This is a genomic window from Pseudomonas azotoformans (assembly GCF_900103345.1).
In the GTDB taxonomy this organism is placed as follows: domain Bacteria; phylum Pseudomonadota; class Gammaproteobacteria; order Pseudomonadales; family Pseudomonadaceae; genus Aquipseudomonas; species Aquipseudomonas azotoformans.
Genome location: NZ_LT629702.1, coordinates 5,906,939 through 5,931,104 on the forward strand (window position 1 = coordinate 5,906,939; position 24,166 = coordinate 5,931,104).

The window sequence follows — 24,166 nt, forward strand, 5'->3', positions numbered from 1 at the left end:
GCACTCTGGTACGGGGCTTGCTATGTGTTGATCGATGTCAGCGCTATCTCAGGACGGTAACACTATCAGTGACTGCCGCTTGTGGGATAGCAACTGGAATTACTGCGACAACTTCATGCCGCTTGACCCTAAAAAAAGCCAACACGGGTCGATATCGCCTCATAAGGGTGCGCTGAGGTTCGAGCTCCGACACAACAAGAGCAAACTGGAGGTTTGAATGAAGGTATTGAAATCCACCCTGGCCATCGTGACTGCGGCGGCTGTATTGGGTGTCAGTGGTTTCGCCCAAGCAGGTGCCACGCTGGACGCCGTGCAGAAGAAAGGCTTTGTGCAGTGTGGCGTGAGTGACGGCCTGCCGGGTTTCTCGGTACCGGATGCCAGCGGCAAGATCCTCGGGATCGATGCTGACGTTTGCCGCGCTGTGGCCGCTGCTGTTTTCGGCGATGCGACCAAGGTCAAATTCAGCCAGTTGAATGCCAAGGAGCGTTTCACCGCGCTTCAATCCGGCGAAGTCGACATTCTGTCCCGTAACACCACCATGACCAGCTCCCGCGATGCCGGCATGGGCCTGAAATTCCCGGGCTTCATCACCTACTACGACGGCATCGGCTTCCTGGTAAACAACAAGCTGGGCGTGAAAAGTGCCAAGGAACTGGACGGTGCAACCATCTGCATCCAGGCCGGTACCACCACCGAGCTGAACGTTTCCGACTACTTCCGTGGCAACGGCCTGAAATACACCCCGATCACCTTCGATACCTCCGACGAAAGCGCCAAGTCGCTGGAGTCCGGGCGTTGCGACGTACTGACCTCCGACAAGTCCCAGCTGTTTGCCCAGCGCAGCAAGCTGGCCTCGCCGAAGGACTACGTGGTGCTGCCGGAAACCATTTCCAAGGAGCCACTGGGCCCGGTCGTGCGTAATGGCGACGACGAGTGGCTGGCCATCGTGCGCTGGGTTGGCTACGCCATGCTCAACGCTGAAGAAGCCGGCATCACCTCCAAAAACGTCGAAGCTGAAGCCAAGTCCACCAAGAACCCGGACGTTGCGCGTCTGCTCGGTGCCGACGGCGAATACGGCAAAGACCTGAAAGTGAAGAAAGACTGGGTGGTACAGATCGTCAAGCAAGTTGGTAACTACGGTGAAGTGTTCGAGCGCAACCTGGGCAAGAGCACCCCGCTGGAAATCGACCGTGGCCTGAACGCGCTGTGGAACGCCGGCGGCATTCAATACGCACCACCTGTGCGCTGATCGCTGATGGTTCTGTCACCCGGTGGGCCAACCGCCGGGTGATGTTCTGTTCCATTATTTCCGGGGCACTTCATGCAAAATCAAATCGGCGCACCCAAGCAGAAGCTCAGCTTCAGCGACCCTAAAGTGCGTGCGTGGCTCTTCCAGATCATCACGATAGTGGCGGTGGTCTCGCTGGGCTGGTACCTCTTCAACAATACCCAGACCAACCTTCAGCACCGAGGCATTACCTCGGGTTTCGACTTTCTTGAACGCAGTGCCGGCTTCGGCATCGCGCAGCATTTGATCGACTACACCGAATCGGACAGCTATGCCCGGGTCTTCGTGATCGGTTTGCTCAACACCTTGCTGGTGACCTTTATCGGCGTGATCCTGGCGACCTTGCTGGGGTTCATCATCGGTGTGGCGCGGCTGTCACCGAACTGGATGATCAACAAGCTGGCGACCGTGTATGTGGAAGTGTTCCGCAACATTCCGCCGCTGTTGCAAATCCTGTTCTGGTACTTCGCGGTGTTCCTGACCATGCCGGGGCCGCGTAACAGCCATAACTTCGGCGACACCTTCTTTGTCAGCAGCCGTGGCCTGAACATGCCGGCAGCGATTGCCGCTGATGGGTTCTGGCCGTTTGTGGTCAGCATCGTCGTTGCCATCGTGGCAATCGTGCTGATGGCACGTTGGGCCAACAAACGTTTTGAAGCCACCGGCGTACCGTTCCACAAGTTCTGGGCGGGCCTGGCGCTGTTCATCGTGATCCCGGCGTTGTGCGCCTTGATCTTCGGTGCACCGCTGCATTGGGAAATGCCCAAGTTGCAGGGTTTCAACTTTGTTGGTGGCTGGGTACTCATCCCCGAACTGCTGGCACTGACCCTGGCGCTGACCGTGTACACCGCGGCGTTTATTGCCGAGATCGTGCGTTCGGGCATCAAGTCCGTCAGCCATGGCCAGACCGAAGCCGCGCGCTCCCTGGGCCTGCGCCCCGGGCCGACATTGCGCAAGGTCATCATCCCGCAGGCGCTGCGGGTGATCATCCCGCCGCTGACCAGCCAATACCTGAACCTGGCGAAAAACTCGTCCCTGGCTGCCGGTATCGGTTACCCGGAAATGGTTTCGTTGTTTGCCGGCACGGTGCTCAACCAGACTGGCCAGGCCATCGAAGTCATTGCCATCACCATGAGCGTGTACCTGGCGATCAGCATCAGCATTTCCCTGCTGATGAACTGGTACAACAAGCGCATTGCGCTGATCGAGCGGTGAGGAAACACGCATGAGTACGCATACGTTCAAACCTGATATGCCACCGCCGAACAAAGTGTTCGGGCCGATGGCATGGATGCGCGCCAACCTGTTTTCCAGCTGGCTCAACACCCTGCTGACCCTGTTGGCGTTTTACCTGATCTACCTGGTGGTGCCGCCGATCCTGCATTGGGCGATCCTGGATGCCAACTGGGTCGGCACCACACGGGCCGATTGCACCAAGGAGGGCGCCTGCTGGGTGTTTATCCAACAGCGCTTCGGGCAGTTCATGTACGGCTACTACCCTGGCGACCTGCGCTGGCGTGTGGACCTGACCGTGTGGCTGGCCATCGTTGGCGTGGCACCGCTGTTCATCTCGCGATTCCAACGCAAGGCGATCTACGGCCTGAGCTTCCTGGTGCTGTACCCGATCATCGCCTACTTCCTGCTGCACGGCGGCATCTTCGGCCTGACCAACGTGGCGACCAGCCAATGGGGCGGCTTGATGCTGACCCTGGTGATCGCCACGGTCGGCATCGCCGGCGCCTTGCCGCTGGGCATCATGCTGGCGTTGGGGCGGCGCTCGAACATGCCGGCGATTCGGGTGGTCTGCGTGACCTTCATCGAATTCTGGCGCGGCGTGCCGTTGATCACCGTGCTGTTCATGTCCTCGGTGATGCTGCCGTTGTTCCTGCCCGAAGGCATGGGCATCGACAAGCTGCTGCGGGCGTTGATCGGCGTGATCCTGTTCCAGTCGGCCTACGTGGCCGAGGTGGTGCGCGGTGGCTTGCAGGCGATTCCCAAAGGTCAGTACGAAGCCGCCGCAGCGATGGGCCTGGGTTACTGGCGCAGCATGGGCCTGGTGATTCTGCCGCAAGCCCTGAAGCTGGTGATTCCTGGCATCGTCAACACGTTCATCGCGCTGTTCAAGGACACGAGCCTGGTGATCATCATCGGCCTGTTCGACCTGCTCAACAGCGTCAAGCAAGCCGCCGCCGACCCCAAATGGTTGGGCATGGCCACCGAAGGCTACGTGTTTGCGGCCCTGGTGTTCTGGATTTTCTGTTTTGGTATGTCGCGCTATTCCATTCATTTGGAACACAAGCTCGACACAGGCCACAAGCGTTAGGAGTTGTTGTTATGAGCGAAGCGATCAAACAGCCTGTGAGCCCTGAAGGCATTATCCAGATGCAGGGCGTCAACAAGTGGTACGGCCAGTTCCACGTGTTGAAAGACATCAACCTCAACGTCAAGCAGGGCGAGCGTATCGTGCTGTGCGGCCCGTCGGGTTCGGGCAAATCCACCACCATCCGCTGCCTCAACCGCCTGGAAGAGCACCAGCAGGGCCGCATCGTGGTCGATGGCGTGGAACTGACCAACGATCTCAAGCAGATCGAAGCGATCCGCCGCGAAGTCGGCATGGTGTTCCAGCACTTCAACCTGTTCCCGCACCTGACCATCCTGCAGAACTGCACGCTGGCGCCGATGTGGGTGCGCAAGATGCCCAAGCGCAAGGCCGAGGAAATCGCCATGCACTACCTGGAACGCGTGCGTATTCCGGAGCAGGCGCACAAGTTTCCGGGGCAACTGTCCGGTGGCCAGCAACAGCGCGTGGCCATCGCCCGTGCGCTGTGCATGAAGCCGAAAATCATGTTGTTCGACGAGCCGACCTCGGCACTCGACCCGGAAATGGTCAAGGAAGTACTCGACACCATGATCGGCCTGGCCGAAGACGGCATGACCATGTTGTGCGTAACCCACGAAATGGGCTTTGCGCGTACCGTGGCCAACCGCGTGATCTTCATGGACAAGGGTGAGATTGTTGAACAGGCGGCGCCGAATGACTTCTTCGATAACCCGCAGAATGATCGGACCAAGTTGTTCCTGAGCCAGATCTTGCATTGATCGATGCTTGAAACGATAAACCCGGCCTAGTGCCGGGTTTATTTTTGCCTGTCTAGGAGGCCTTGAGCGCTTCCTGATCGGTATTGATGGTGTGGTTGAATCCCCGCATGTCAGCACCCTCGGCCAACACCTTGGCATCGGCCAGCAGGTGTGGGTAGCGATCCAATAGCCGCATCAGCAGTACCAGGGGTTTGGGAGGCAGAAGCTCGCCGCGCTCGTAGCGTGAAAAAGCGTTGTGACCGCCTCCCGATAGCAGTTCCACCGCTTCCTTCTGTGTAAGGTGCAGTTTGCGTCGGATGCGTTTCATCTCGGTGCCGATCATTTTTCGCGCGGCGTGGATGAGTTCATCACCGGCTTTCGCATGGCGCGCTGAACTGTCAGGGTCATACACGCTGTCGCTGCATGCATGGCACTCCCAGCCAGAAAGGTCATCGACACGACGTTCCATGCCTTTGACACTAAGGGTTTCGCTTCGGCCCTCGAACCGGGTCATTCCGTCGGGTGTACCGCATATATAGCATTGTCGGGTTTTCATGAGTTGCACTCCTTGAAGGAGATGACCGGGGGGTTACCGCCAGGGCAGTAAGTCACCTTTATGTAGATCTCCATGCCATGTGAACTGATGTGGTACACGTCCTGCCAGACCCGATGGTCTGCATAGCTGGTCATTGATTTGTACAACATCCTGGTTTGCAATTGATAAACGACCTCCTTCATCTCATGGATTGCGAAGCCGAGTTTCCTTCCTGTGGCCCTGGCCGTTGAGGTAAATGCCTGGTCTCCCAGCCGCCTCACATCCGCCTTTATCACCGCCAAATCGTAATGAGGTGTGTACTTTTCCATAAGACACCTGAGTCCATAATTACCCTCAAAGGGTAATTTTACCAATCGAAAATACTGCTCCTTTACCTGCCTAAGAACCGTAGTGCGTTGCCTTTGTAGGCAAGTCCGAATAGGCTGTAGGAAAATTCATCCTATGATTGGACGAAAGTGAAAAACCCATGACAGACATCGCCCCGCTGATCAAACGCTCCCTGGTCGACCAGGCTCTGGAGCAGTTGCGCCTGCGCATCACTGAAGGCCGCTGGGCCATCGGTGAGCGCCTGCCCACCGAGCCCGAGCTGTCCACCGAGCTGGGCATCAGCCGCAATACCGTGCGCGAGGCCATGCGCGTATTGGCGTTCTCCGGCTTGATTGAAATCCGCCAGGGCGACGGCAGTTACCTGCGCTCGATGACCGACCCGCTGGGCGCCATGCGGGCGTTGTCCCACTGCACCTTGGAGCAGGCGCAGGAGACGCGGCAGATTCTTGAAGTGGAGGCCATCGGGTTGGCGGCAATGCGCCGTACCGAGCAAGACCTCATCACCTTGCGCGAGGCCCTCGACGCCAGCGCCGCGCTGTATCACGGCGACCTTGAGGCCTATATCAGCGCGGACCTGGTGTTCCACAAGCACCTGGTGGACGCCGCGCACAACCCGGCACTCAGCGAGCTGTACCAGTATTTTTCGCGCATCGTTGCCGCCCAGTTGCGCCAGACCCTGAACATTTCACCGCGTCGCCAAGCGGTGTTCGACCTGCATACCGCCTTGCTCGACGCCGTGGCACAGCAAAACCCGGAACGCGCCAAATCCCTCTGCCGGCAGTTGATCAATGAGCCTTGAAGCCCAACGTAAAACCGAATTCGAAGAACTGTTGATCGACGCCGAAGCCGACGACGAGGTGGTGCAGCACACGCCACCGCCGGTGAGCCGCCCATGGCTGTTGCTGCTGGGCCTGGTCCTGGTGGCACTGAACCTGCGCCCGGCACTCTCGAGCATGGCGCCTCTGCTGGCCGACGTCTCCGCCAGCCTGGGGCTGTCGGCAGCGAGGGCCGGTTTGCTGACCACGTTGCCGGTGTTGTGCCTGGGCCTGTTCGCGCCGACTGCGCCGCTGCTGGCGCGCCGTTTCGGTGCCGAACGGGTGGTGCTGGGCATCCTGCTGACCCTGGCCGCCGGCATCATCCTGCGCAGTTCATTCGGCGAAGCCGGGCTGTTCGCCGGCAGCCTGATTGCCGGGGCGAGCATCGGCATCATCGGCGTGCTGCTGCCGGGGATCGTCAAGCGAGATTTCCCCCGGCAGGCGGGCACCATGACCGGTGTCTACACCATGGCCCTATGCCTGGGGGCGGCGCTGGCGGCCGGCGCGTCGGTGCCCCTGAGCCATGCGTTCGGTGACAGTTGGAGTATCGGCCTGGGGTTCTGGGTGTTGCCGGCATTGGTGGCGGCGCTGTTCTGGCTGCCGCAAGTGGGGCACAAGCACGGTGCCCATCAGGTGGCTTATCGCGTGAAGGGCTTGCTGCGCGATCGGCTGGCCTGGCAGGTGACGTTGTACATGGGCTTGCAGTCGTCCTTGGCGTATATCGTGTTTGGCTGGTTGCCATCGATCCTGATCGGCCGCGGCCTGAGCGCCACTGAAGCCGGGCTGGCGCTCTCGGGTTCGATCATCGTGCAGTTGCTCAGCTCGCTGGCGGCACCGTGGTTGGCGACCCGGGGCAAGGATCAACGGCTGGCTATCGTGGTGGTGATGCTGCTGACCCTCGGCGGTCTGTTTGGTTGCCTGTACGCACCGCTCGACGGCCTGTGGGGCTGGGCGATCCTGCTGGGCCTGGGCCAGGGCGGCACCTTCAGCCTGGCGCTGACCTTGATCGTGTTGCGCTCGCGCGACTCCCATGTCGCCGCCAACCTGTCGAGCATGGCGCAGGGCGTTGGCTACACGCTGGCGTCCCTGGGACCCTTGGCGGTAGGTGTGCTGCATGACTGGACCGGCGGCTGGGGCGCCACGGGCTGGGTATTCGCTGTGATCGGCCTGGGGGCCATCATCACAGGGCTCGGCGCTGGCCGAGCACGCTATGTGAGCGTGTTCAGCGAGCGGGTTGATCCCCGGGCCGAAAAATAGCGGACGGTCAGCCTCACAAAGACCTACAGGTACACCACTTCCAGCGTCGCGGAGCCATCCATCGGCGTCTCTACACTCAGGTCAAGGTTCTGCTTGGCGTTGATCACGGCTTCCAGGGTCAGGGTGCTGGTCAGGTTCTGGATCGCCGAAGGGCCGGCGGTGCTGCCGGCCACGTCAGTGAAGCCCAGCAGACTTCTGGAGCCGATGTCGATGGGGTTGCTGTTGGATGTACGCCACGCCACGCCGTTCGTGGTGGACTCGGTGCCGTAAGTCACCGGCAAGGCATCGGCCACTGTTTGCTTGGGGTCGAATTTCACCGAGTACACGCCAATCTTGTTGCCTGCGCTGTCCAGGCCCAGGCCGTAGTAAATCTCGCTGTTGACGTGGGCCGACCCATCGCGGTTGTCGCGCATGCGCAGGGCATAGCGGCCCGGTGCGTTGCAACTGACGGTCAAGGTCAGTGATTTGAGCGGCAACCGGGTGCCTGTGGCCTGGTTGAGGTCCTGCTGGGAGATCTTGCCGAAGTCGATCAACCCGCCGCCAGATAACGCTGGGGTGCAGGCCATGGGGGTGATCAAGCCGCCGACCGTCAGTTCGACCGTGGAAGCGGCCTGGACGGTTGAAACTCCGGTCAGCCAGGCAAGGGTTGCCATTGGAATCAGCAATGTTTTCATGGTCTTGCTCCTATAAATATTTGATGGTCAGGGTGGCTGAGCCTTCGAATGGCACTTCTTCGGACAGAGGCAACGATTCGGCGGGCGCGAGGCTTGGCGTGAGCAGCAGTTGGGCGGTAAGTTGCTGCACTGCTGACGGGACAACGCTCGTGGGTGGGGCGAACGCGGTCAGGAAGTGGGGCGACAGAATTGTCGTGGGGGACCAGGAAGAGGACTCTGTAGAGCCAAGCGTTCTCATATCAATGCCGTCAGCCACCACCGAATTGACGTTCAGTATCAGGTAACCGAGCTTGGCGTTGTTACTGGCCAGTCCCAGCCCGAATACGTTGGGAGAGTCGTTGTAACTCGAGCCGAGGCGATTGTCCCGGGGCTCAAGGGCCAGCAGTGTCATGGCTTCACAGGTGATTGCCAGATGCAGGCTGGTGGCGGGCAGTGGGGTAGGGCGATCGGTGTTCAGGTCTTTGGCGGCTATCTTGCCCAAGTCATACACGCCGCCATCGGACAGGCTGGGTGCGCAGGCGCTGGGCGTGATGCGGCCGCTGACGTTCAGCTCGACGGTTGAGGCGGCCTGGGCCTGCAGCATGTTGGCCAGCCATACGCAGGCGGCCAGTCGGATCAATATCGTGTTCATGCTTGAGTTCCTATAAGTAGTGAATTTCGAGCGTGCCCGAGCCGTCGAGGCGAACCTCATTGCCCAGGTCCAGCGATTCCAGGGGGGCGACTGTCGCCTCCAGGCTCAGCGTGGCATTGAGGTGCTGAATGGCACTGGGCCCACCGGTACTGCCCGGTGTGCTGCTGAAGCCCAGGTAACGACCGGCCCCCACCGCCGTGATACGCGCGCTGGCGCTGCTCCAGGGCAGGCCGCCAGTACTGGAGTCGGTGCTGAAGACCTGGGCGAAGTTGTCGGCGGTGATCAGGGCCGGGTCGAACAGCAGGCGGTAGCGCCCGATTTTCTGCCGGCCAGCATCCAGGCCCAGTCCGTAAGTGGTTTCATCACCGGCACCGGTTGCAGAACCCTGACGGTTGTCCTGCATGCGTACGGCGAAGGCTGTCGGGGCATCGCAAGTCACGCTCAGGGACAACGCGCGTGGCGTCAGGGGCGTGTCCTTGTGGTTGGACAGGTCGCTGACCGACAACTTGCCCAGTTCCACATGGCCGCCGTTGGACAGGCTGGGTGTGCACGCCGCCGGTGCAAAACGTGCCTGCCAACGCAGTTCCCGCGAACGGTTGGCGGCGAGGGCCTCGAACAACCCCGCGATGTCCCAGCTGACCGCGTCGCGTACCCTGACGGCGTCTTCACGGGCCCAGGCACTGGCCTCCAGTTGCAGTGACAGATTACGCCCGGTTACCGCCACGCCATTGCGCATCGGCACCACGCCGTGGTCGGGCTGCCAGGCCAGTCGAGTGCTGACTGCGGAAGGCGCTTGCCCCGGCCCCGTGATCAAACCGAGTTCGACCGCCTGGCCGTCCAGCATCGCGTCACTCACTTGCAGGCCGTAACTACCGAGCTCGGTAAAGCGGAACCGCCCGGGTCCGGCAGCCAGCCCGCGATAAAACACACTCATGTCGGTGGGCTGCGCGCAGTTCAATGTGAGGCTCAGCCGTCGCTCCCCCAGCAATCGCTCGGGCGCGGGCACCAAGGCCACGGCGCGGTTCATCAAGCCAAAATCCAACTGCGTCTGGCTGAGGTTGAGCTGGCATTCTTCGGCGGCCAGGGCGTGGGTGCTGAGTAGCACGCCCAGGACGTACAAGGCAGGGTTCAGGCCCATGGTCAAAGTCCTCATGGCTGATGGCACCGGGCCGGTGCGGTTTCGTAATACACCTCAGGGTCGGCGTCTTGCGCCAGTTCGTAGCTCAGGCGGCAACGCGCCTGGCCTGGGGCCTTGATCCAGAGCGGGCGCGGATCGAGCACGTCCGGCAGGAACACTTGGCTGCCTTCCTGCACCAGGGTGACGAACTCTCCGTCGGCGGTGCTGACAGTCGCGCCGCGTGACAACGGCTGGCCGTTGTCGGTGGTCACGTTCAACAGTGCGCGTCGGGTGAGGGTCACGCCGAATTGCACCTTGTCCACCGCGCCGCGTCCGGCGGAAATCACTGACAGACCGTTCTGGATGTCGGCATTGCGCGGCAGGGAGCGCGTCTGCACTTCCACCGGGCTGCGCCCATAGGCGCTGAGCTGCGGCACCACGGCCTGGCCTTGCCAGTCGGTCCACACCGGGCCGCTTGGGGTGCTCACCTTGATCCCGGCCATCTCGCCCACCGACATCACGGCAAAGGTGTCGCGTACCGGGTAGGGCGAGAAGGTGACACCGTCGCCATGCAGCACCACGCCACCGCGGGCACCGCCCTGGTAGCTGGTGCGCTCGTCGTTGCTGCGGGTGTAGTTGAAGTCCAGTTGGCTGTACCACGGCAGGGCTGACACGCCGATCGACGACTCCACTTCGCGGTCGCGACTGTCATGCTCCACGCCCACGCGATAACCCAATTGGTCGTTGAGCTGCTCGTTCACCCCCACGCCGAGGCGATGCTCGCCGCCGGCCTTGCGCGCCCAGGCGCGGGCCCGGCGGTTGTCACCCAGCGGCAGGCTGATGTTCAGGTAAACGCTGTCATCGTTTTGCTGGCGGCCGCCCACCTGCCACTCGGCACTGGCGGACACCGACACCCGGCCAAAACTGGTGCCCCAGGACGCCAGCGCGCGGCTGCTGCTTTCACCGTTGTAGGCCGCAGTGCGCGACACCCCGGCACTGAACGCGCCCAGCGCCGGATGCGCCCAGGATGCGGTGAGGCTTTGCTGGTCGCGATAGCGCGAGCGCTGTTGGTCGCGGCTGTTGCCGACGAAGGTTGAGTCCTCGAGGTCGCGATAGCCCTGGGAGCGCCATGAGCCGGCAGTGGTCATCGACCAGTTCTCACTGAAACGCTGGGACCAGGACACGTCCGTCTGGACGCCCCGTTCACGCCCCTCGTGGCTGGCCTGGGCGGTTTGCGCCGAGAACTGCAATTGGCTGTCCTGCCAGGGCAGCCATCCCAGGCTGATGCCCGCCGAGTGATAGTCATCGGCGACCAATGCGCCGCCACCCAGGCTGACTTGCGGGTGTAGCGCACCGCTCCAGCCTGCGCTGACCACCCAGGGCTCGGTGCCGTCACTGTCGCCAATCTGCCGCACGCGCCCCGCCGCCACGGAATAACCCGGCGCCGGCAGGCCCAGGCCGAGCATGGCTGCGGGCACCGTGAAGCGGCGCTCTTCGCCGGTGGTTTCCTTGATTGTGACTTCCACGTCAGAGCGGCTGTTCAAGCGGCGCACATCCGTCAGCGCAAATGGCCCGGCGGGGACCACCGTGGAGTGAATCAGCGCGCCGTTCTGGCGGACTTCCACCTGGGCCGGGTTGTTGGCGATGCCGGTGATGGTGGCGCCCTGGTTCTGGTCTTGCAGCGCGGTTTCGGTCAGCACTTGGGCGCCGGTGATTTGAGTGCCGGCCAACACCGGGTTGTAGAGGCTGATCTGTCCAGCCTGCAACACCGCCTGTTGCTCGGCGAAGGTGCGCTGGGCGTAGGCGTCCAGGTGCGTGGTGCGTGAGCGGCTGTCTTGCCAGGTCTTGACCTGGCGACTGCGCACGATCCAATCGCCGGCGTTGAAGCCGACTTCAGTGTTGGCTGAACCGAAGCGGCTGGTGTCGTCACCAAACTCGTTATACAGGCCCGTGAGGTCATAGTTGAGCAGGCCGGCAAAACCACCGGTCTGATAGCCGGAGATATCCTGCTGCACAGGGCGCAGCGCGTCGGTCGGTACTACCAGTGCCAGGTTCAGGCTGGCGGGGTCTTGCTCGATGACGGTTTGCGGATAACGCTCGATGAAACGATGGCAGCCTGGGTATTCGGTGTCATCGGGCACTGTCAGGTTGCCTGCATCCAGCAGCACTTGGTTGAAACAGAGCCCGCCCTGGCGATCGAACTCCACGTCCACCCGGCCCCGGCGCTGGCCATTGACGCTCAGGTTGACGGCATGGCGCCCCGAGGCAAAACGGGGCGCTTGCAGAAGCAGGTTGGCGAGTTCCGGGTCGATACCGCGGTGGGACAGGGTCTGGGGGTCGAAGGCGCCTGCTATCAGGTTTTCACTTGCCAGCGCTGTCCCGGACGGCACTGCGCCGCCCAGGGCCAGTGCCAGCCCCGCCAATAGGTTATGCACGCGTGGTGGTGAAACGGCGCGCACGGTTTGGCCGTCGCGATCAGTCAATGCTGTGCTCACAAGGTCGTTCTCAGTTGTTGGGAGCCTGCTGACTCTGCGGTGCAGTCAGGCCCTTCGGTGGCGTTAGCAGGCCACTCTTTTTTATAGGGTGATCGGTGCTTCGTAGGGCGCCACGGCAAAGCCGTACACGGTAGCCGGTTGCAGCTGCACACGGCTTGCTCCGCTGCCGCTGGCGGTTACCCGCAGGGTTTCACCGGGCAGCACGTAGGTTCTGGGCAACAGGGCCGAACCGTCGCCGGGCAACAGGCGCAGTTCCTGAGCAAGGCGCACCACATAAGGCGTGGGGTTGCTGACGCTCAGTTGATTGTTCTGCAAGCGCCACTCCAGTCCGGTCCAGGGCGTACGGTTGGCGGCCAGGCCCTTGGGATGCAGGATCACCGGCAGGTTCTGGCGCACCGTCACGCCGACCCGTGCATGCCCGGCCTGGGCCGGTGAACGGCCTTGGGGCATGCCTTCGAAAATCACCCGTTTGAGGCGTTGGGTCTTCAGCGGCTCGGGCGATTGCAGGATGAACCGGATCAATTGGCTCTTGGACGGCTCGACCCTGGCCAATGGCGGCGTGACGAACACCAACGTGGCCTTGTCTTCGGGGATGTCTTCCAGGGTGACGTGCAGCAGTGCAAGCCGCGAGTCGGTGTTGGTCACCGACACTGAGGCTTCGCCGTCGGCTTCGTTGACGATGACCACCGAAGTGTCAGGCACCATGCCATCGGCCAGCACCCACGAGGGGCCGCCAAATGTCAGGGCCAGCGCACCCAGGTAGAGACCGGCGTAGCGGATGGCAGTAAAGGCTCGGGTTGAAAAGGACAGGGGGGACATGGCTACAAATACCTCAGGTCAAGCACGATGGAACCGTCCAGGGGGACTTCCTGCTTGAGGGTCAAATAGGCGGCCGCATTGATCGACGTATTGACTTGCAAGGTGGCCGTGATCTGGCGGTGGGGTTCCGGCACCAACGTGCCGGGATGGGCAAACCCCATGTAATTGTTCGGGTAGGCGTTGGTTTCCGGGAACCAGGTCTGTCCCTGGTTGCTGGAGGCCAGCACCAGCACGCGCTCGCCGTCACCCATCACGTCGCGAAAGGCAATGGCCACGGTGCCGAGGCGTTCGTTGGGCGCGTGGACGTTGTGGCCCAGGCCGTAGTAGAAACCAGGGCCCAGGGATGAGTCGGCGCGGTTGTCCATACCCACCAATACAAACAACACCGATTCGTTGCAGCTCACGTTCAGGTCCAGGGCCTGGGTGGGCAAGACACTGAACTCGAATTGGTTGAGCGTGTGGGCCGGCACCCTGCCGTGGTCGACAATGCCGTTGGCCGATAACGTCGGTGTACACGCGCTGGGCGTAATCAGCCCGGTCACATTCAATTCGGTGCTGGATGCCGCCAGCGCAGCAGAGCCGCCACTCAGCAGGCAAAACAGGGCAAGAAGGCGTGAAGAGGTGTGCTTCATGGGGGAGGTTCACCGGTTGCCTGGTTCATCGTTTCAATACAGGGCAACGGCAGGCGCGATGACCTGCCGTTGTACGTTTCAAACTGGGCTTACAGGTAGCGCACTGTGACGGTCACCGAACCGTCGATGGCCACCTCGTTGGTCAGCGTCAACTGGCTGGATGGGGCGATTTTCGGGCTGACAGTCAGGTCTGAGGTGAGCACCTGCACCGGGATGGGAGCGTCGACGGTGGTGTCGGCCACCGAGATCAGGTTGTCGGGCGTCAAGTTGCGCGCAACGACCCAGGTGACACCGCCGTCGACAGAGGTGATCGGCCGGCCCGCCACGCCATCGGCGACCGGCGTGTTCAGGCTGAGGGTCATGGCGCCGAGTTTTTGCGTGCCGTTGATCAGGCCCAGGCCGAACTCGGTGATGTCGCCGCCGTAATTAGAACCGGGTCGGTTGTCGTCGGCGTCCAGGGCCATGAGGGTGGCCGCATCGCAGGTGACGGTCAGTTGTACGGTCTGCTCGGTGAGCGGGGTGACCTGGTCGACATTCAAGTCTTTGGCGGAAATCTTGCCGTAGTCCACCGACCCACTGTTGGACAGGGCGGGTGTGCACGCGCTGGGCGTGATCATGCCCTTGACGGTCAGGTCGACGCTGGAGGCGGCGAAGGCGCTGGCGCTGCCGATCAGCAGAGTGGCGGCGAGCAGGGTATTGAGGGATACATTCATGGTCAGTCTCCAAAAAAGAAGGTAAAAAAAAGGGTTACCAGTACTTGAGCTGCAACGTCGCGTGCCCATCGATGGGCAACTCGTCGAGCAGGGTCAGGCCGCTGGCGGGGGCGATGATGGTGAAGGCGCGCAGGCGCGCACTGAGCTCGGTGATGGCAATGGGGGTATAGGGCGCTCCCGCTGCCGAAAAGGCGGTCAATGCCGCGTGCCCCAGGTAGGACGACGGTCCCCAGCTTGCACCGCCGTCACGGGACATGATGGTCTGCACCGGCGCCGTGTCGGCGACCGGCTCGAACAACCCGAGCGCGACACTGCCCAGCATCTGGTCATCGTTGACCTTCCCCAGACCGTGGAACACCGGGTTGATCGCTGAGGTGCCGCTGCGGTTATCCACTGTGGTGAGCGTGAAGTGGGTGGCGCCTTCGCAATGCACCTGTAGCAGCATCTCGCCAGGTTGCAGGCGGGTGGGCAGGTCGATGTCCAGGTCCCGGCCGGTCAACTTGCCATGATCGACGACACCGTCATTGGACAGGCTTGGGGTGCATGAGCTGGGCGTAATGGTGCCCTTGACGCTCAGGTCGGTATTGCTGGCCGCAAAGGTTGCGGGGGCGCAGGCGGCCAGCAGGAGGGCAAGTGTGGCGCAGGTTCTTCTGTCCATCGGCACGGGTCCTTGTGTGAAGAGAAAAGAGGGGATTACAGGTAGCGCATTTCCAGGGTGGCCGAGCCGTTGAGTAGATACTCCTCGGTCAGGGTCAGGCCGCGGGTGGCGGCGATGTAGCCGTAGATGAGCAGGTTGCTGGTCAAGTTGCGGATCGGAACCGGTGCCCAGGCCCCGCCTGAGTCATCGCCGAAACCAGCGAGTCGACCACGCATCCACAACGCGTTTGGCGAGCTCTGAATCCAGGTGGCACCGTTGTCTCGTGAGGACAGGGTGGAGATCGGCAGACCTTCGGCGGTGGAGGTGTTCAGCCCCAGGTGGTAAGCACCGATAGAGCGGTTCTGGTTGATCACCCCCAGGCCGTAGGAGGTATCGCCGCCGCCTTGACCATTCTCCAAGGCATGAAATGCAAACAACGTCGCGGCATCGCATTCCACGCTCAGTTGCAGGTTGGCGGTCGGCAAGACCGTGGCGCTTTCCACGTAGAGGTCGGCGAAGGCAATCTTGCCGTAGTCGACAACCCCGCCTGAGCTGAGGGTAGGCGTGCAAGCGTTTGGGGTGATCACACCCGTGACGTTCAGGTCGGTACTGCTGGCAGCCAGCGCAGGGGTGGCTGCGGCCATCAGTAGGGTGGTGAGAAGCAGGGAATGTGGGACTTTCATTTGAACAACATATTCCTGAGCAAAGTGTTGGCACGAAGGGCAGTGAGTGGCTCGGGTGAGGCGCTGGCGTCGAGGGTCGGATTGTTTTTGTGGGCGACGACGCGCCTTCTGGTTGTGTTGAGCCGGGACGCATTTAACGCCCGTTCCCGACGGTGGCGGAATGCAACAATTACGATAGTGATGCCGCCGGATGAACCTCTGCAGCGTCGATGGAAACGGCTGACGCGCTTGTAAGAAAAATTGCTTAGTCGTAGTTGTTGTATCGCCCTATTACATTCATTCGGATATTTTTCGCGCTCTCTTAATCCGCACAGTCTGTTTTTTTGAACAGGTCTGAATGTAGTTGCGCGAAAAGTTCGAGTGAAATCGTCCGGCAGGTCATCAACCTCTCAGGCGTCTCCCTGCGCCAGGTGCAAGCCTGGTGAGCTGATCGCTCTGCATGAGGTTGTTATGCCGGGCAATGATCCACGTCGCCATCCGCGAAAGGCCTCGCACTCGACTGCCGCGCCATCCCATTGGCAGCAAGCCAGAGTCCTGGTGGCCGACGACCATGCCACCTACCGGTTGCTGGTGGGGTCGTTGCTCCAGGTGCTGGGTGTCGGCCACGAAACCTGCAGCGACGGGCGCATGGCGTTGCAGGCCTTGGCTGCGCGTCACTTTGATCTGGTCATCAGCGATTGCCGAATGCCGGTCATGGATGGTTATGCCATGACGCGCGAATTACGCCGACGTGAACGGGCTGCGGGCAGACCGTGTGTTCCCGTCATCGCCATGACCGGTCGCCTGGGCCGGGAAGAGATTCGCCGTTGCCTGGAATGCGGGATGGATGGGTGGCTGGTCAAACCCATCAGCCTGAGGCAGTTGCGCGACTTGCTCAGCGAATGGCTGGCACCAAGGCCGTTGCATGCGGAGCAGCGCAAGCAGGCGCTACCGCGTCGACGCGAAGCGTTGCCTTCGCGTGCCCGCCTGATTGCGACCTTTGGTTCCTGGGCAGTGGTGGAGGCGATGTTGGCGAGCTTGGTGCTCGAGGCCCGGGACGACCTGGCAGTGCTGGAGCAGGCGCGCATCAGCGCAGACGCCCTATTGACCTCGCAACGCTTGCATCGCCTGGCGGGCAGCGTGGCGTTTCTGGGGGCAACGCGATTGGAGCAGCACGCCGCCGTGTTGATTGACCGCGTGCAGGCGAGCGGGGTGGAGGTGAATCGGCAGGCACTCGAGCTGTTTCATCGTGACGTCGAACGTTACCTACAGCGTTTGCATCAACTCTGAATCCAGGGATTTGTAAGAGTTTTCATGTATGAAGTGTAGGAATAATCTGTATGTAATTTCTTTTTGTTGTGTGGGCTAAGTGTTGCTCTCCAATAACTAGGGGGAGTAGGAAAAACCGTCCAGTTATTTCAGGTTGTTGCATAGTGCTGGGCGAGCTATTTTGCATGTATTCAAATTGCCATCATGGGTAACGACGATGATTCGCATAATTATTGCTGACGATCACCCCATCGTCCGTATCGGGCAGAAAGTGGTAATCGAGGCCAGTGGTAAGTGCAAAGTCGTAGGGGAGGCCAATGGTCCGGATGAATTGCTGGCGCTGGTGAGCAGTACTGCTTGCGACGCCATCGTGACCGACTTTGCCATGCCGGGCGATCAACAGGCGGATGGCTACGGACTGCTGGGTTTGTTGCACCGGCAATACCCCAGGTTGCCGGTGATCCTGGTGACCATGTTTGCCAATGTAGTCACGTTGCGCGAAGCCTTCGCCCATGGTGCACGGGCGATCGTGGCCAAGAGCGCGTCTGCCCGGGAGCTGCCCCTGGCGCTGCGGGCGGTGGTCGAGGGGCGTACTTTTGTCAGTGAGTGCCTGCGCCTGCAGATGGAGCAGACCGAACTGGCGCATCCGTCCCAGCCACAATTGTCAGGCAAGGAGCGAGAGGTGGTGAGAATGCTCGCCAGCGGCATGACCGTCAGCCAGATCGCCGCGCGGGTCAACCGCAGTATCTCGACCATCAGCAAGCAAAAGAGTACGGCCATGCAGCGTTTGTGCATCTCTACCGACGTGGATCTTTTTACCTATGCGCGACAAAGCGGCATGGTGCCTTAGTTGTTATGCATGGCGAAGAAGTTGCAGTGTAATTGCGAGGCCCAAGAGGGCGATTCGTATTACTTGTATGGGGCAATAGTGTGGGGCGAGTTAGTGTGGGCTTATGTACCCGGCAGCGATAAGTCGGCGGCATAACTACCTATATCCCACACTGAGTCAGGCAGAGGCGGGCGTCTTGTTATCCGACAAGACGAGCGTTTCTGTTTAGCCTTGAATACGAGCACTTGAATTGATGAAACAATCACTTTCCCTTGTTACCAGCGCTTTTCTATTGATGGGCGCGTCGAACTTGTTTGCGGCCTCCAGCATTGACCTGAGCGTCGTGGGTGTCTTGACGCCCTCCGCCTGCACCCCGGCCTTGTCCGGCGGCGGCGTGGTGGATCATGGCAAGATTTCCCTCAGTGATCTTCCTAACGATGCCTACCTGCCGCAGGCCACGCTGGCGTTGAGTGTCAATTGCGAAGCGTCGACGCTGATGGCAGTCAAAGCGAGCGATAATCGCCCCGGTACGGCGTGGTACGGCCACGACACTGATGGGGCATTTGGCCTGGGGCTCTACAATAGCCGGCGCTTGGGCGGGTATCAGTTCCTTGTGAAAAACGTCCAGGCGGACGGTGCAGCGGCACCGGCGATTGAATCCGTGGATGGAAAAACCTGGTTTCCCGCGCCCGAAGACCAAACCTGGCAGGTGGGCTGGATGCGTTCGGTGGGGGCGGTCGGCGAAGCTGACGCGCTGCCGGTACCGGTCCAGAGCCTGGCGATGGAAGTATTGATCCAGACCCGTGTCAGGAAGCCTACGGGCGCTACCGAGGAAGTCCCTCTGGATGGCAGCGCCACCCTGGATATCGTCTACCTCTGACCCACCCTCGCTTATCCATCGGGTGAATGAACATGGTGTTTCCAGGCGCCGCGGATTATCGTGCTGGCCTTATGCCGATAATTGCGGAGCCTGTTCATGAGTGATGCCCACAACGCCTTGATCACCGAGTTCTACAGCGCGTTCCAGCGCCTGGACGCTGAAGCCATGTCGGCCTGCTACACCGACGATGTGGTCTTCAGCGACCCGGCCTTCGGCGAACTGCGCGGCCGGGATGCCGGTGACATGTGGCGCATGCTCACCTCCCGCGCCAAGGATTTCTCCCTGACCTTCGACAATGTGCGCAGCGACGATCGTAGCGGAGGCGCTCATTGGGTGGCGACTTACCTGTTCAGCGCCACCGGCAACACCGTGGTCAACGACATTCAGGCGCGCTTTGTGTTTCGCGACGGCAAGATCTGCGAACACCATGACAGCTTCGACCTGTGGCGCTGGTCGCGCCAGGCCTTGGGCACCAAGGGCTTGCTGCTGGGGTGGACGCCGCTGGTGAAAAACGCCGTGCGCGCCCAGGCCCGCAAAGGCTTGAAGGCATTCCAGGCCAGTCGTTGATAAGCTTGGCGCTTCTTTGGTATTGCCGAACTTTTCTGTGAATACACCTGAAGCCAAACCCTGGTTCGTCTACCTGGTGCGCGCCGCCAATGGCGCGCTGTACTGCGGCATCAGCAATGACCCGGTGCGCCGGTTCGCCTCGCACCAGAGCGGCAAGGGCGCACGGTTTTTCCTGTCCAGCCCGGCGGTGGCGCTGGTGTACACCGAGCAATGCGCGAGCAAGGGCGACGCCCTGCGCCAGGAGCGCTTGATCAAGAAGTTGAAGAAGAGCGCCAAGGAGTGCCTGGCGGCAAGTGGCTCATTGATTTGACTGATGGGTTCCCATCATGCCCGCGCCAGGGTTTGCAGGCTAAGCTAGCGATTCACTTCTCTAGCGGAGCCTGGCATGTCTGAGATGATCCTGCACCACTACCCGCAGTCCCCCTTCGCTGAAAAAGCCCGGCTGTTGCTGGGCTTCAAGGGCTTGTCCTGGCGCTCGGTGCATATTTCGCCGGTGATGCCCAAGCCGGATCTCACCGCTCTGACCGGCGGCTATCGCAAGACCCCTGTGCTGCAAATCGGTGCCGATATCTACTGCGACACCGCGCTGATCGCCCGACGCCTGGAGCAGGAAAAAACTGCTCCGGCACTGTTTCCCCAAGGCCTGGAACTGGTTACCCAAGGCTTCGCCGCCTGGGCCGATTCGGTGGTGTTCTCCCATGCGGTGGCGCTGGTGTTCCAGCCGGAATCCCTGGCGGTCAAGTTCGCCAAGGTGCCGCCGGAAATGCTCCAGGTGCTGGTGGCGGATCGCGGCAAGCTGTTCAGCGGTGGCACGGCGACTCGGGTGCAATTGGATGTAGCCAAGCATCAATGGCCGGCGATTGTCGGTCGCATCGACCAGCAACTGCAGCACCAGGCCGGGGATTTCCTGTTCGGCGAGCCGTCGATTGCCGACTTTGCCCTGGCCCATCCACTGTGGTTCCTCAAAGGCTCTTCAGTGACGTCGCCTTTGGTAGACGCCTATCCCGCCGTTGTCGCCTGGTTGGATCGTGTGCTGGGTTTCGGCCACGGTACATCCACTCAGATGAGCGCCGAGCAAGCCTTGGACGTGTCGCGCAATTCGGCACCGGCAGCTCTGCCCGAAGAACTGTTCGAAGACTTGAACGGTTTCAAGGCAGGCCAGCAGGTGACCATCTCCGCCACTGACTACGGCACCGACCCGGTCGTCGGCGAACTGCTGTTTGCCGGGCGTGAAGAGCTGATCCTGCGCCGCACCGATGAGCGCGCGGGCACCGTGCATGTGCATTTCCCGCGCATCGGTTTTCGCATCCAGGCGCAGTAGGAAAAAATATTTGCAAATAAAGGTGAGGTAAATCCACCGCCCAACCGTGTAGTGCTTGAAACTGCGATCTATTCGCATTAACAGCGTTTTCTACACGGGTTCTCACAGCATGAAGTCAGCGGCGGGCGGTTGGGTTAAACAGTGGCTGGGAGCCTCGGTATTGGCGGTATCGGGGCTGGCGTTGCTGCCCTTGAGCATTGCGCAGGCGCAGGAGCAGCAAAGTGCCCAGTTCACCTTTGCCCTGGCAGCCAAGCCGCTGCCCCAGGCCCTGAGCGATTTCAGCCGGGTCACCGGGATCAGCGTGATCTACACCGACGAAGCGCCCTACGGCATCAAGGCCCCGGCGGTCAGCGGCCAGATGAGCGCCACCCAGGCCCTGCAACGCCTGCTGGGCAGTTCCGGCCTGACCTTCCGCCAGATCGACGCCCGCACCCTGGCCCTGGAGCCGGTGCCCACCGAAGGTGCGCTCAACCTCGGCGCCACCACCATCAGCGGTGCCAGCCAGACCCAGGACAGCACCAGCTACCAGCCACCGCCCACCAGCTCGGTGATGCGCTCCCATGGCCTGCTGCTGGAAACCCCGCAGACTGTCAACGTGGTGCCGGCCCAGGTGCTGCGCGACCAGACCCCGCGCAACCTGGATGACGCCCTGGGCAATATCAGCGGCATCACCCAGGCCAACACCCTGGCCAGTACCCAGGACGCGGTGATGCTGCGTGGCTTTGGCGACAACCGTAACGGCTCGATCATGCGTGACGGCATGCCCATCGTGCAGGGCCGCGCGCTGAACGCCACGGCGGAGCGGGTCGAAGTACTCAAGGGCCCGGCGTCGTTGCTGTACGGCATCCAGGACCCGGGCGGCGTCGTGAACATCGTCAGTAAAAAACCGGAGCTGGTCCAGTCCACCGCCCTGACCGTACGCGGCTCTACCTTCGGTGACGGCAAGAACGGCAGCGGCGGCAGCCTCGACACCACCGGCCCGATTGGCGACAGCGGCCTGGCCTATCGGCTGATCGTCGATCATGAAGATGAGGATTACTGGCGCAACTTCGGCACCCACCGCGAGAGCCTGATCGCGCCGTCGCTGGCCTGGTATGGCGACAGCACCAAATTGCTGTTTGCCTATGAGCACCGCGAATTCCTCACGCCGTTCGACCGTGGCACCGCCATCGACAAGTCCAACCACCCACTGGACATCCCGGCCACACGTCGTTTGGATGAACCGTTCAACAACATGGAAGGTCGCTCCGACCTGTACCGCTTCGAAGCCGACCACGACCTGAACGACGACTGGAAAGCCCACTTCGGCTACAGCTGGAACCGCGAAACCTATGACGCCAGCCAGGTGCGCGTCAGTGCGGTGGGTAACAATGGCGCCCTGACCCGCAGGATGGACGGCACCAAGGGTGCGATCACCACTGACCGCTTTACCACCGCGAGCCTTGAAGGCAAGGTCAATGTGTTCGGCCTGCAGAACGATCTGGTGTTCGGCCTGGATGATGAGTACCGCAAGATCTACCGTGCTGACCTGATTCGCCAGAACTCCCGAGGCACCTTCAACTACAACAACCCGGTGTATGGCAACGAAGTGGCGGGCACCACCGTCAGCCCCGCCGACAGCGCCCAGACCGACCTGCTGCGCAGCGACTCGCTGTTCTTCCAGGATGCGATTCACCTCAACGACCAGTGGATTTTTGTCGCCGGTGCGCGCTACCAGATGTATGACCAATACGCGGGCAAGGGCATCCCGTTCAAGGCCAACACCAACGGCAACGGCCAGGCCTGGGTACCGCGTGCGGGGCTGGTGTACCGCTACACCGACGAGCTGTCGTTCTACGGCAGCTATACCGAATCGTTCAAGCCCAACTCCACCATCGCCGCCTTGGCCGATGGCAGCACGCTGACCGGCGACCTGACGCCCGAGAAATCCAAGTCCTGGGAACTGGGGGCCAAACTCGACATCCCTGGGCGCATCACCGCCAGCGCGGCGTTGTTCACCATCGACAAGCGCAACGTGCTGGTATCGGTCGGTTCCGGCGCGAACACTATCTACAGCATTGCCGGCCAGGTGCGTTCCCGTGGCCTGGAACTGGACGCCACCGGGCAACTGACCGATAAATGGAGCGTGATCGGCAGCTACGCTTACACCGACGCCGAAGACATCAAGGACAAGGACCCGACCCTGGAAGGCAACCGCCTGCAGAACGTGGCCAAGCACACCGGCTCGCTGTCGGTGGCCTATGACTTCGGCAATGTGTTCGGGGGCGATCAGTTGCGGGTAGGCACCGGCGCACGGTATGTCGGCGAGCGAGCTGGCGATGCGGCCAACGACTTCACCCTGCCGGGGTACACCGTGGCGGATGCGTTTGCCACGTACGACACCAAGATTGATGGGCAGAAGGTCAAGTTCCAGCTCAACGTGAAGAACATGTTCGACCGCGTCTACTACACCTCGGCGGCCAGCCGGTTGTTTGTGTCCATGGGCGATGCGCGGCAGGTGTCGGTGTCGAGCACCCTGGAGTTCTGATGCGTACGTTCGGCTTTTTACTCGGCCTGGTGATCGCGACCACTGCCTTGGCGGACGCTCCGGCCTTCCCGCGTGAACACCGGGTCACCTTGCCCGGCACTGGCCATAGTTGGGGCTTTGTCGGCCTGGACCCAACGCGGCCCTATCTGTTTGTCGCCCGCCGCGAAAACGGCCTGACCGTGTTTGATGTGCAGCGCCAGCGCGTGGTCAAGACCGTGGCGCAGTCCGAGGGAGCCAATGGCGTAGTGTTCGTACCGACATTGGACCGCGTGTTTGTGCTCAACACCGACGGCAGCTTGGGGGTGGTGCAGTTATCCACACTCAAGCTGTTGAAGCGTATCGCCGTGGCGCAAAGCAATCTGAACAGCGCGGTCTATGAGCCATCGACCGGCAAGGTGATTATTGTCAGTGGGCGACGCGCGGATCGTTCAACCCTGTTTGAGTTCGACCCCAAGCAGGAGCGCATCACCGGCGCCCATGAACTGGCAGTGAAGAAGATCGACCCACTGTTGCGCAAGGGCGATGGCAGTTTCTTTCTGCCGATGCGCGATGAAGGCCAGGTGGCCCGTTACTCGTCCAGTACCTTTGCCGTGCTCGATACCTGGCAATTCGCCGACTGCCCCAAGCCCAGTGCGCTGGCCCAGGATGTCGAGCACCAGCGTTTGTTTGTAGCGTGCCGAGGTGAGGCGCCGGTGTTGATCGTGGCAGACCGTGAAACGGGCGAGGTCAAGGCGAAGCTGCCGATTGGGCGCGACGTCAACGCCGTGGCTTACGACGAGAAGCACCAGCGTTTGCTGATCCCCAGCGGTGTGGATGCGAGCCTGATGGTGATCGATCAGCAGGATGCCGATCACTACGCTTTGACGACCACCGTCAGCACCTTGCCGATGGCCTACAACATGGCGTTCGACGCACAGCGCCAGCGGGTTTACCTGCCCGCGATGGACTTTAACCAACCCGCGCCAGGCAAGGCCGAACCCAAGCCGGACCCGCAATTTCAGGCCGGCACTTTCTCCCTCACCACCCTGGCACTTGATTGAGCGCAGTGAATTAACCAAGCTGCGCACTTTCA

25 protein-coding genes are annotated in these 24,166 nt (G+C 61.5%); 14 read left to right on the top strand and 11 right to left on the bottom strand.

Annotation, left to right across the window (positions count from 1 at the left end):
* Positions 1 to 217: 217 nt before the first annotated feature.
* The 4 genes from BLR69_RS26770 to BLR69_RS26785 all read left to right on the top strand — a co-directional run bounded on the left by BLR69_RS26770 (position 218) and on the right by BLR69_RS26785 (position 4,387).
* The gene (locus tag BLR69_RS26770; protein WP_058422899.1) at positions 218 to 1,249 is read left to right on the top strand and encodes an amino acid ABC transporter substrate-binding protein; all 1,032 of its coding nucleotides are present in this window, start codon (positions 218 to 220) and stop codon (positions 1,247 to 1,249) included.
* Positions 1,250 to 1,321: 72 nt separating this feature from the next.
* Positions 1,322 to 2,503, top strand: coding sequence for an amino acid ABC transporter permease (locus BLR69_RS26775; RefSeq protein WP_058422898.1), 1,182 nt, complete (start codon positions 1,322 to 1,324; stop codon positions 2,501 to 2,503).
* Between the two features lie 10 nt (positions 2,504 to 2,513).
* Positions 2,514 to 3,611, top strand: coding sequence for an amino acid ABC transporter permease (locus BLR69_RS26780; protein ID WP_071494062.1), 1,098 nt, complete (start codon positions 2,514 to 2,516; stop codon positions 3,609 to 3,611).
* A gap of 11 nt (positions 3,612 to 3,622) precedes the next feature.
* Complete coding sequence (locus tag BLR69_RS26785; protein ID WP_003171943.1) at positions 3,623 to 4,387, top strand: amino acid ABC transporter ATP-binding protein; 765 nt, start codon at positions 3,623 to 3,625, stop codon at positions 4,385 to 4,387.
* Between the two features lie 52 nt (positions 4,388 to 4,439).
* Here the strand turns inward: BLR69_RS26785 and BLR69_RS26790 are convergent, their stop codons facing one another.
* The gene (locus BLR69_RS26790) at positions 4,440 to 4,922 is read right to left on the bottom strand and encodes a type II toxin-antitoxin system MqsA family antitoxin (protein ID WP_071494061.1); all 483 of its coding nucleotides are present in this window, start codon (positions 4,920 to 4,922) and stop codon (positions 4,440 to 4,442) included.
* On the bottom strand, positions 4,919 to 5,230 hold the full coding sequence (locus BLR69_RS26795; protein WP_071494060.1) for a type II toxin-antitoxin system MqsR family toxin: 312 nt from the start codon (positions 5,228 to 5,230) through the stop codon (positions 4,919 to 4,921). The genes BLR69_RS26790 and BLR69_RS26795 overlap by 4 nt, the downstream gene beginning before the upstream one ends.
* A 158-nt stretch (positions 5,231 to 5,388) precedes the next feature.
* Between BLR69_RS26795 and BLR69_RS26800 the strand changes: the two genes are divergently transcribed.
* Positions 5,389 to 6,048: a FadR/GntR family transcriptional regulator gene (locus tag BLR69_RS26800; RefSeq protein ID WP_071494059.1), complete on the top strand. Its 660-nt coding sequence runs from the start codon at positions 5,389 to 5,391 to the stop codon at positions 6,046 to 6,048.
* The gene (locus BLR69_RS26805) at positions 6,038 to 7,321 is read left to right on the top strand and encodes a CynX/NimT family MFS transporter (RefSeq protein WP_071494058.1); all 1,284 of its coding nucleotides are present in this window, start codon (positions 6,038 to 6,040) and stop codon (positions 7,319 to 7,321) included. The genes BLR69_RS26800 and BLR69_RS26805 overlap by 11 nt, the downstream gene beginning before the upstream one ends.
* 23 nt (positions 7,322 to 7,344) lie before the next feature.
* On the opposite strand, the gene BLR69_RS26810 is transcribed toward BLR69_RS26805, so the two are convergent.
* The 9 genes from BLR69_RS26810 to BLR69_RS26850 form a co-directional block, all read right to left on the bottom strand.
* Positions 7,345 to 7,995 (bottom strand): DUF1120 domain-containing protein, encoded by a 651-nt coding sequence (locus tag BLR69_RS26810; RefSeq protein WP_071494057.1) that lies wholly within the window; start codon positions 7,993 to 7,995, stop codon positions 7,345 to 7,347.
* A 10-nt stretch (positions 7,996 to 8,005) separates the two neighbouring features.
* Positions 8,006 to 8,626 (bottom strand): DUF1120 domain-containing protein, encoded by a 621-nt coding sequence (locus tag BLR69_RS26815; protein ID WP_071494056.1) that lies wholly within the window; start codon positions 8,624 to 8,626, stop codon positions 8,006 to 8,008.
* Positions 8,627 to 8,636: 10 nt separating this feature from the next.
* Entirely contained in the window at positions 8,637 to 9,764 is a 1,128-nt protein-coding gene (locus BLR69_RS26820) for a DUF1120 domain-containing protein (protein WP_071494055.1), read from the bottom strand.
* Between the two features lie 11 nt (positions 9,765 to 9,775).
* Positions 9,776 to 12,238, bottom strand: coding sequence for a fimbria/pilus outer membrane usher protein (locus tag BLR69_RS26825; RefSeq protein ID WP_071494054.1), 2,463 nt, complete (start codon positions 12,236 to 12,238; stop codon positions 9,776 to 9,778).
* An 81-nt stretch (positions 12,239 to 12,319) separates the two neighbouring features.
* Entirely contained in the window at positions 12,320 to 13,057 is a 738-nt protein-coding gene (locus BLR69_RS26830) for a fimbria/pilus chaperone family protein (RefSeq protein ID WP_071494053.1), read from the bottom strand.
* Between the two features lie 2 nt (positions 13,058 to 13,059).
* Positions 13,060 to 13,689: a DUF1120 domain-containing protein gene (locus BLR69_RS26835; protein WP_071494052.1), complete on the bottom strand. Its 630-nt coding sequence runs from the start codon at positions 13,687 to 13,689 to the stop codon at positions 13,060 to 13,062.
* 89 nt (positions 13,690 to 13,778) lie between these two features.
* Entirely contained in the window at positions 13,779 to 14,402 is a 624-nt protein-coding gene (locus tag BLR69_RS26840) for a DUF1120 domain-containing protein (protein WP_071494051.1), read from the bottom strand.
* Positions 14,403 to 14,436: 34 nt separating this feature from the next.
* Positions 14,437 to 15,060 (bottom strand): DUF1120 domain-containing protein, encoded by a 624-nt coding sequence (locus BLR69_RS26845; protein ID WP_071494050.1) that lies wholly within the window; start codon positions 15,058 to 15,060, stop codon positions 14,437 to 14,439.
* Between the two features lie 35 nt (positions 15,061 to 15,095).
* Positions 15,096 to 15,722 (bottom strand): DUF1120 domain-containing protein, encoded by a 627-nt coding sequence (locus BLR69_RS26850; protein WP_071494049.1) that lies wholly within the window; start codon positions 15,720 to 15,722, stop codon positions 15,096 to 15,098.
* A gap of 450 nt (positions 15,723 to 16,172) precedes the next feature.
* Between BLR69_RS26850 and BLR69_RS26855 the strand changes: the two genes are divergently transcribed.
* From BLR69_RS26855 to BLR69_RS26890, 8 genes are all read left to right on the top strand, one after another.
* Positions 16,173 to 16,991, top strand: a complete 819-nt coding sequence (locus BLR69_RS26855; protein WP_071494048.1) for an Hpt domain-containing response regulator — start codon at positions 16,173 to 16,175, stop codon at positions 16,989 to 16,991.
* Between the two features lie 196 nt (positions 16,992 to 17,187).
* Entirely contained in the window at positions 17,188 to 17,820 is a 633-nt protein-coding gene (locus BLR69_RS26860; RefSeq protein ID WP_071494047.1) for a response regulator transcription factor, read from the top strand.
* A 232-nt stretch (positions 17,821 to 18,052) separates the two neighbouring features.
* Positions 18,053 to 18,679 (top strand): DUF1120 domain-containing protein, encoded by a 627-nt coding sequence (locus BLR69_RS26865; RefSeq protein WP_071494046.1) that lies wholly within the window; start codon positions 18,053 to 18,055, stop codon positions 18,677 to 18,679.
* Positions 18,680 to 18,775: 96 nt separating this feature from the next.
* Positions 18,776 to 19,246, top strand: a complete 471-nt coding sequence (locus BLR69_RS26870) for a nuclear transport factor 2 family protein (protein WP_071494045.1) — start codon at positions 18,776 to 18,778, stop codon at positions 19,244 to 19,246.
* Positions 19,247 to 19,283: 37 nt separating this feature from the next.
* Entirely contained in the window at positions 19,284 to 19,556 is a 273-nt protein-coding gene (locus BLR69_RS26875) for a GIY-YIG nuclease family protein (protein WP_071494286.1), read from the top strand.
* A gap of 75 nt (positions 19,557 to 19,631) precedes the next feature.
* Complete coding sequence (locus tag BLR69_RS26880) at positions 19,632 to 20,567, top strand: glutathione S-transferase family protein (protein ID WP_071494044.1); 936 nt, start codon at positions 19,632 to 19,634, stop codon at positions 20,565 to 20,567.
* A gap of 109 nt (positions 20,568 to 20,676) precedes the next feature.
* Positions 20,677 to 23,094, top strand: a complete 2,418-nt coding sequence (locus tag BLR69_RS26885) for a TonB-dependent siderophore receptor (RefSeq protein WP_076955284.1) — start codon at positions 20,677 to 20,679, stop codon at positions 23,092 to 23,094.
* The gene (locus BLR69_RS26890; RefSeq protein ID WP_071494042.1) at positions 23,094 to 24,134 is read left to right on the top strand and encodes a hypothetical protein; all 1,041 of its coding nucleotides are present in this window, start codon (positions 23,094 to 23,096) and stop codon (positions 24,132 to 24,134) included. The genes BLR69_RS26885 and BLR69_RS26890 overlap by 1 nt, the downstream gene beginning before the upstream one ends.
* Positions 24,135 to 24,166 lie beyond the last annotated feature (32 nt).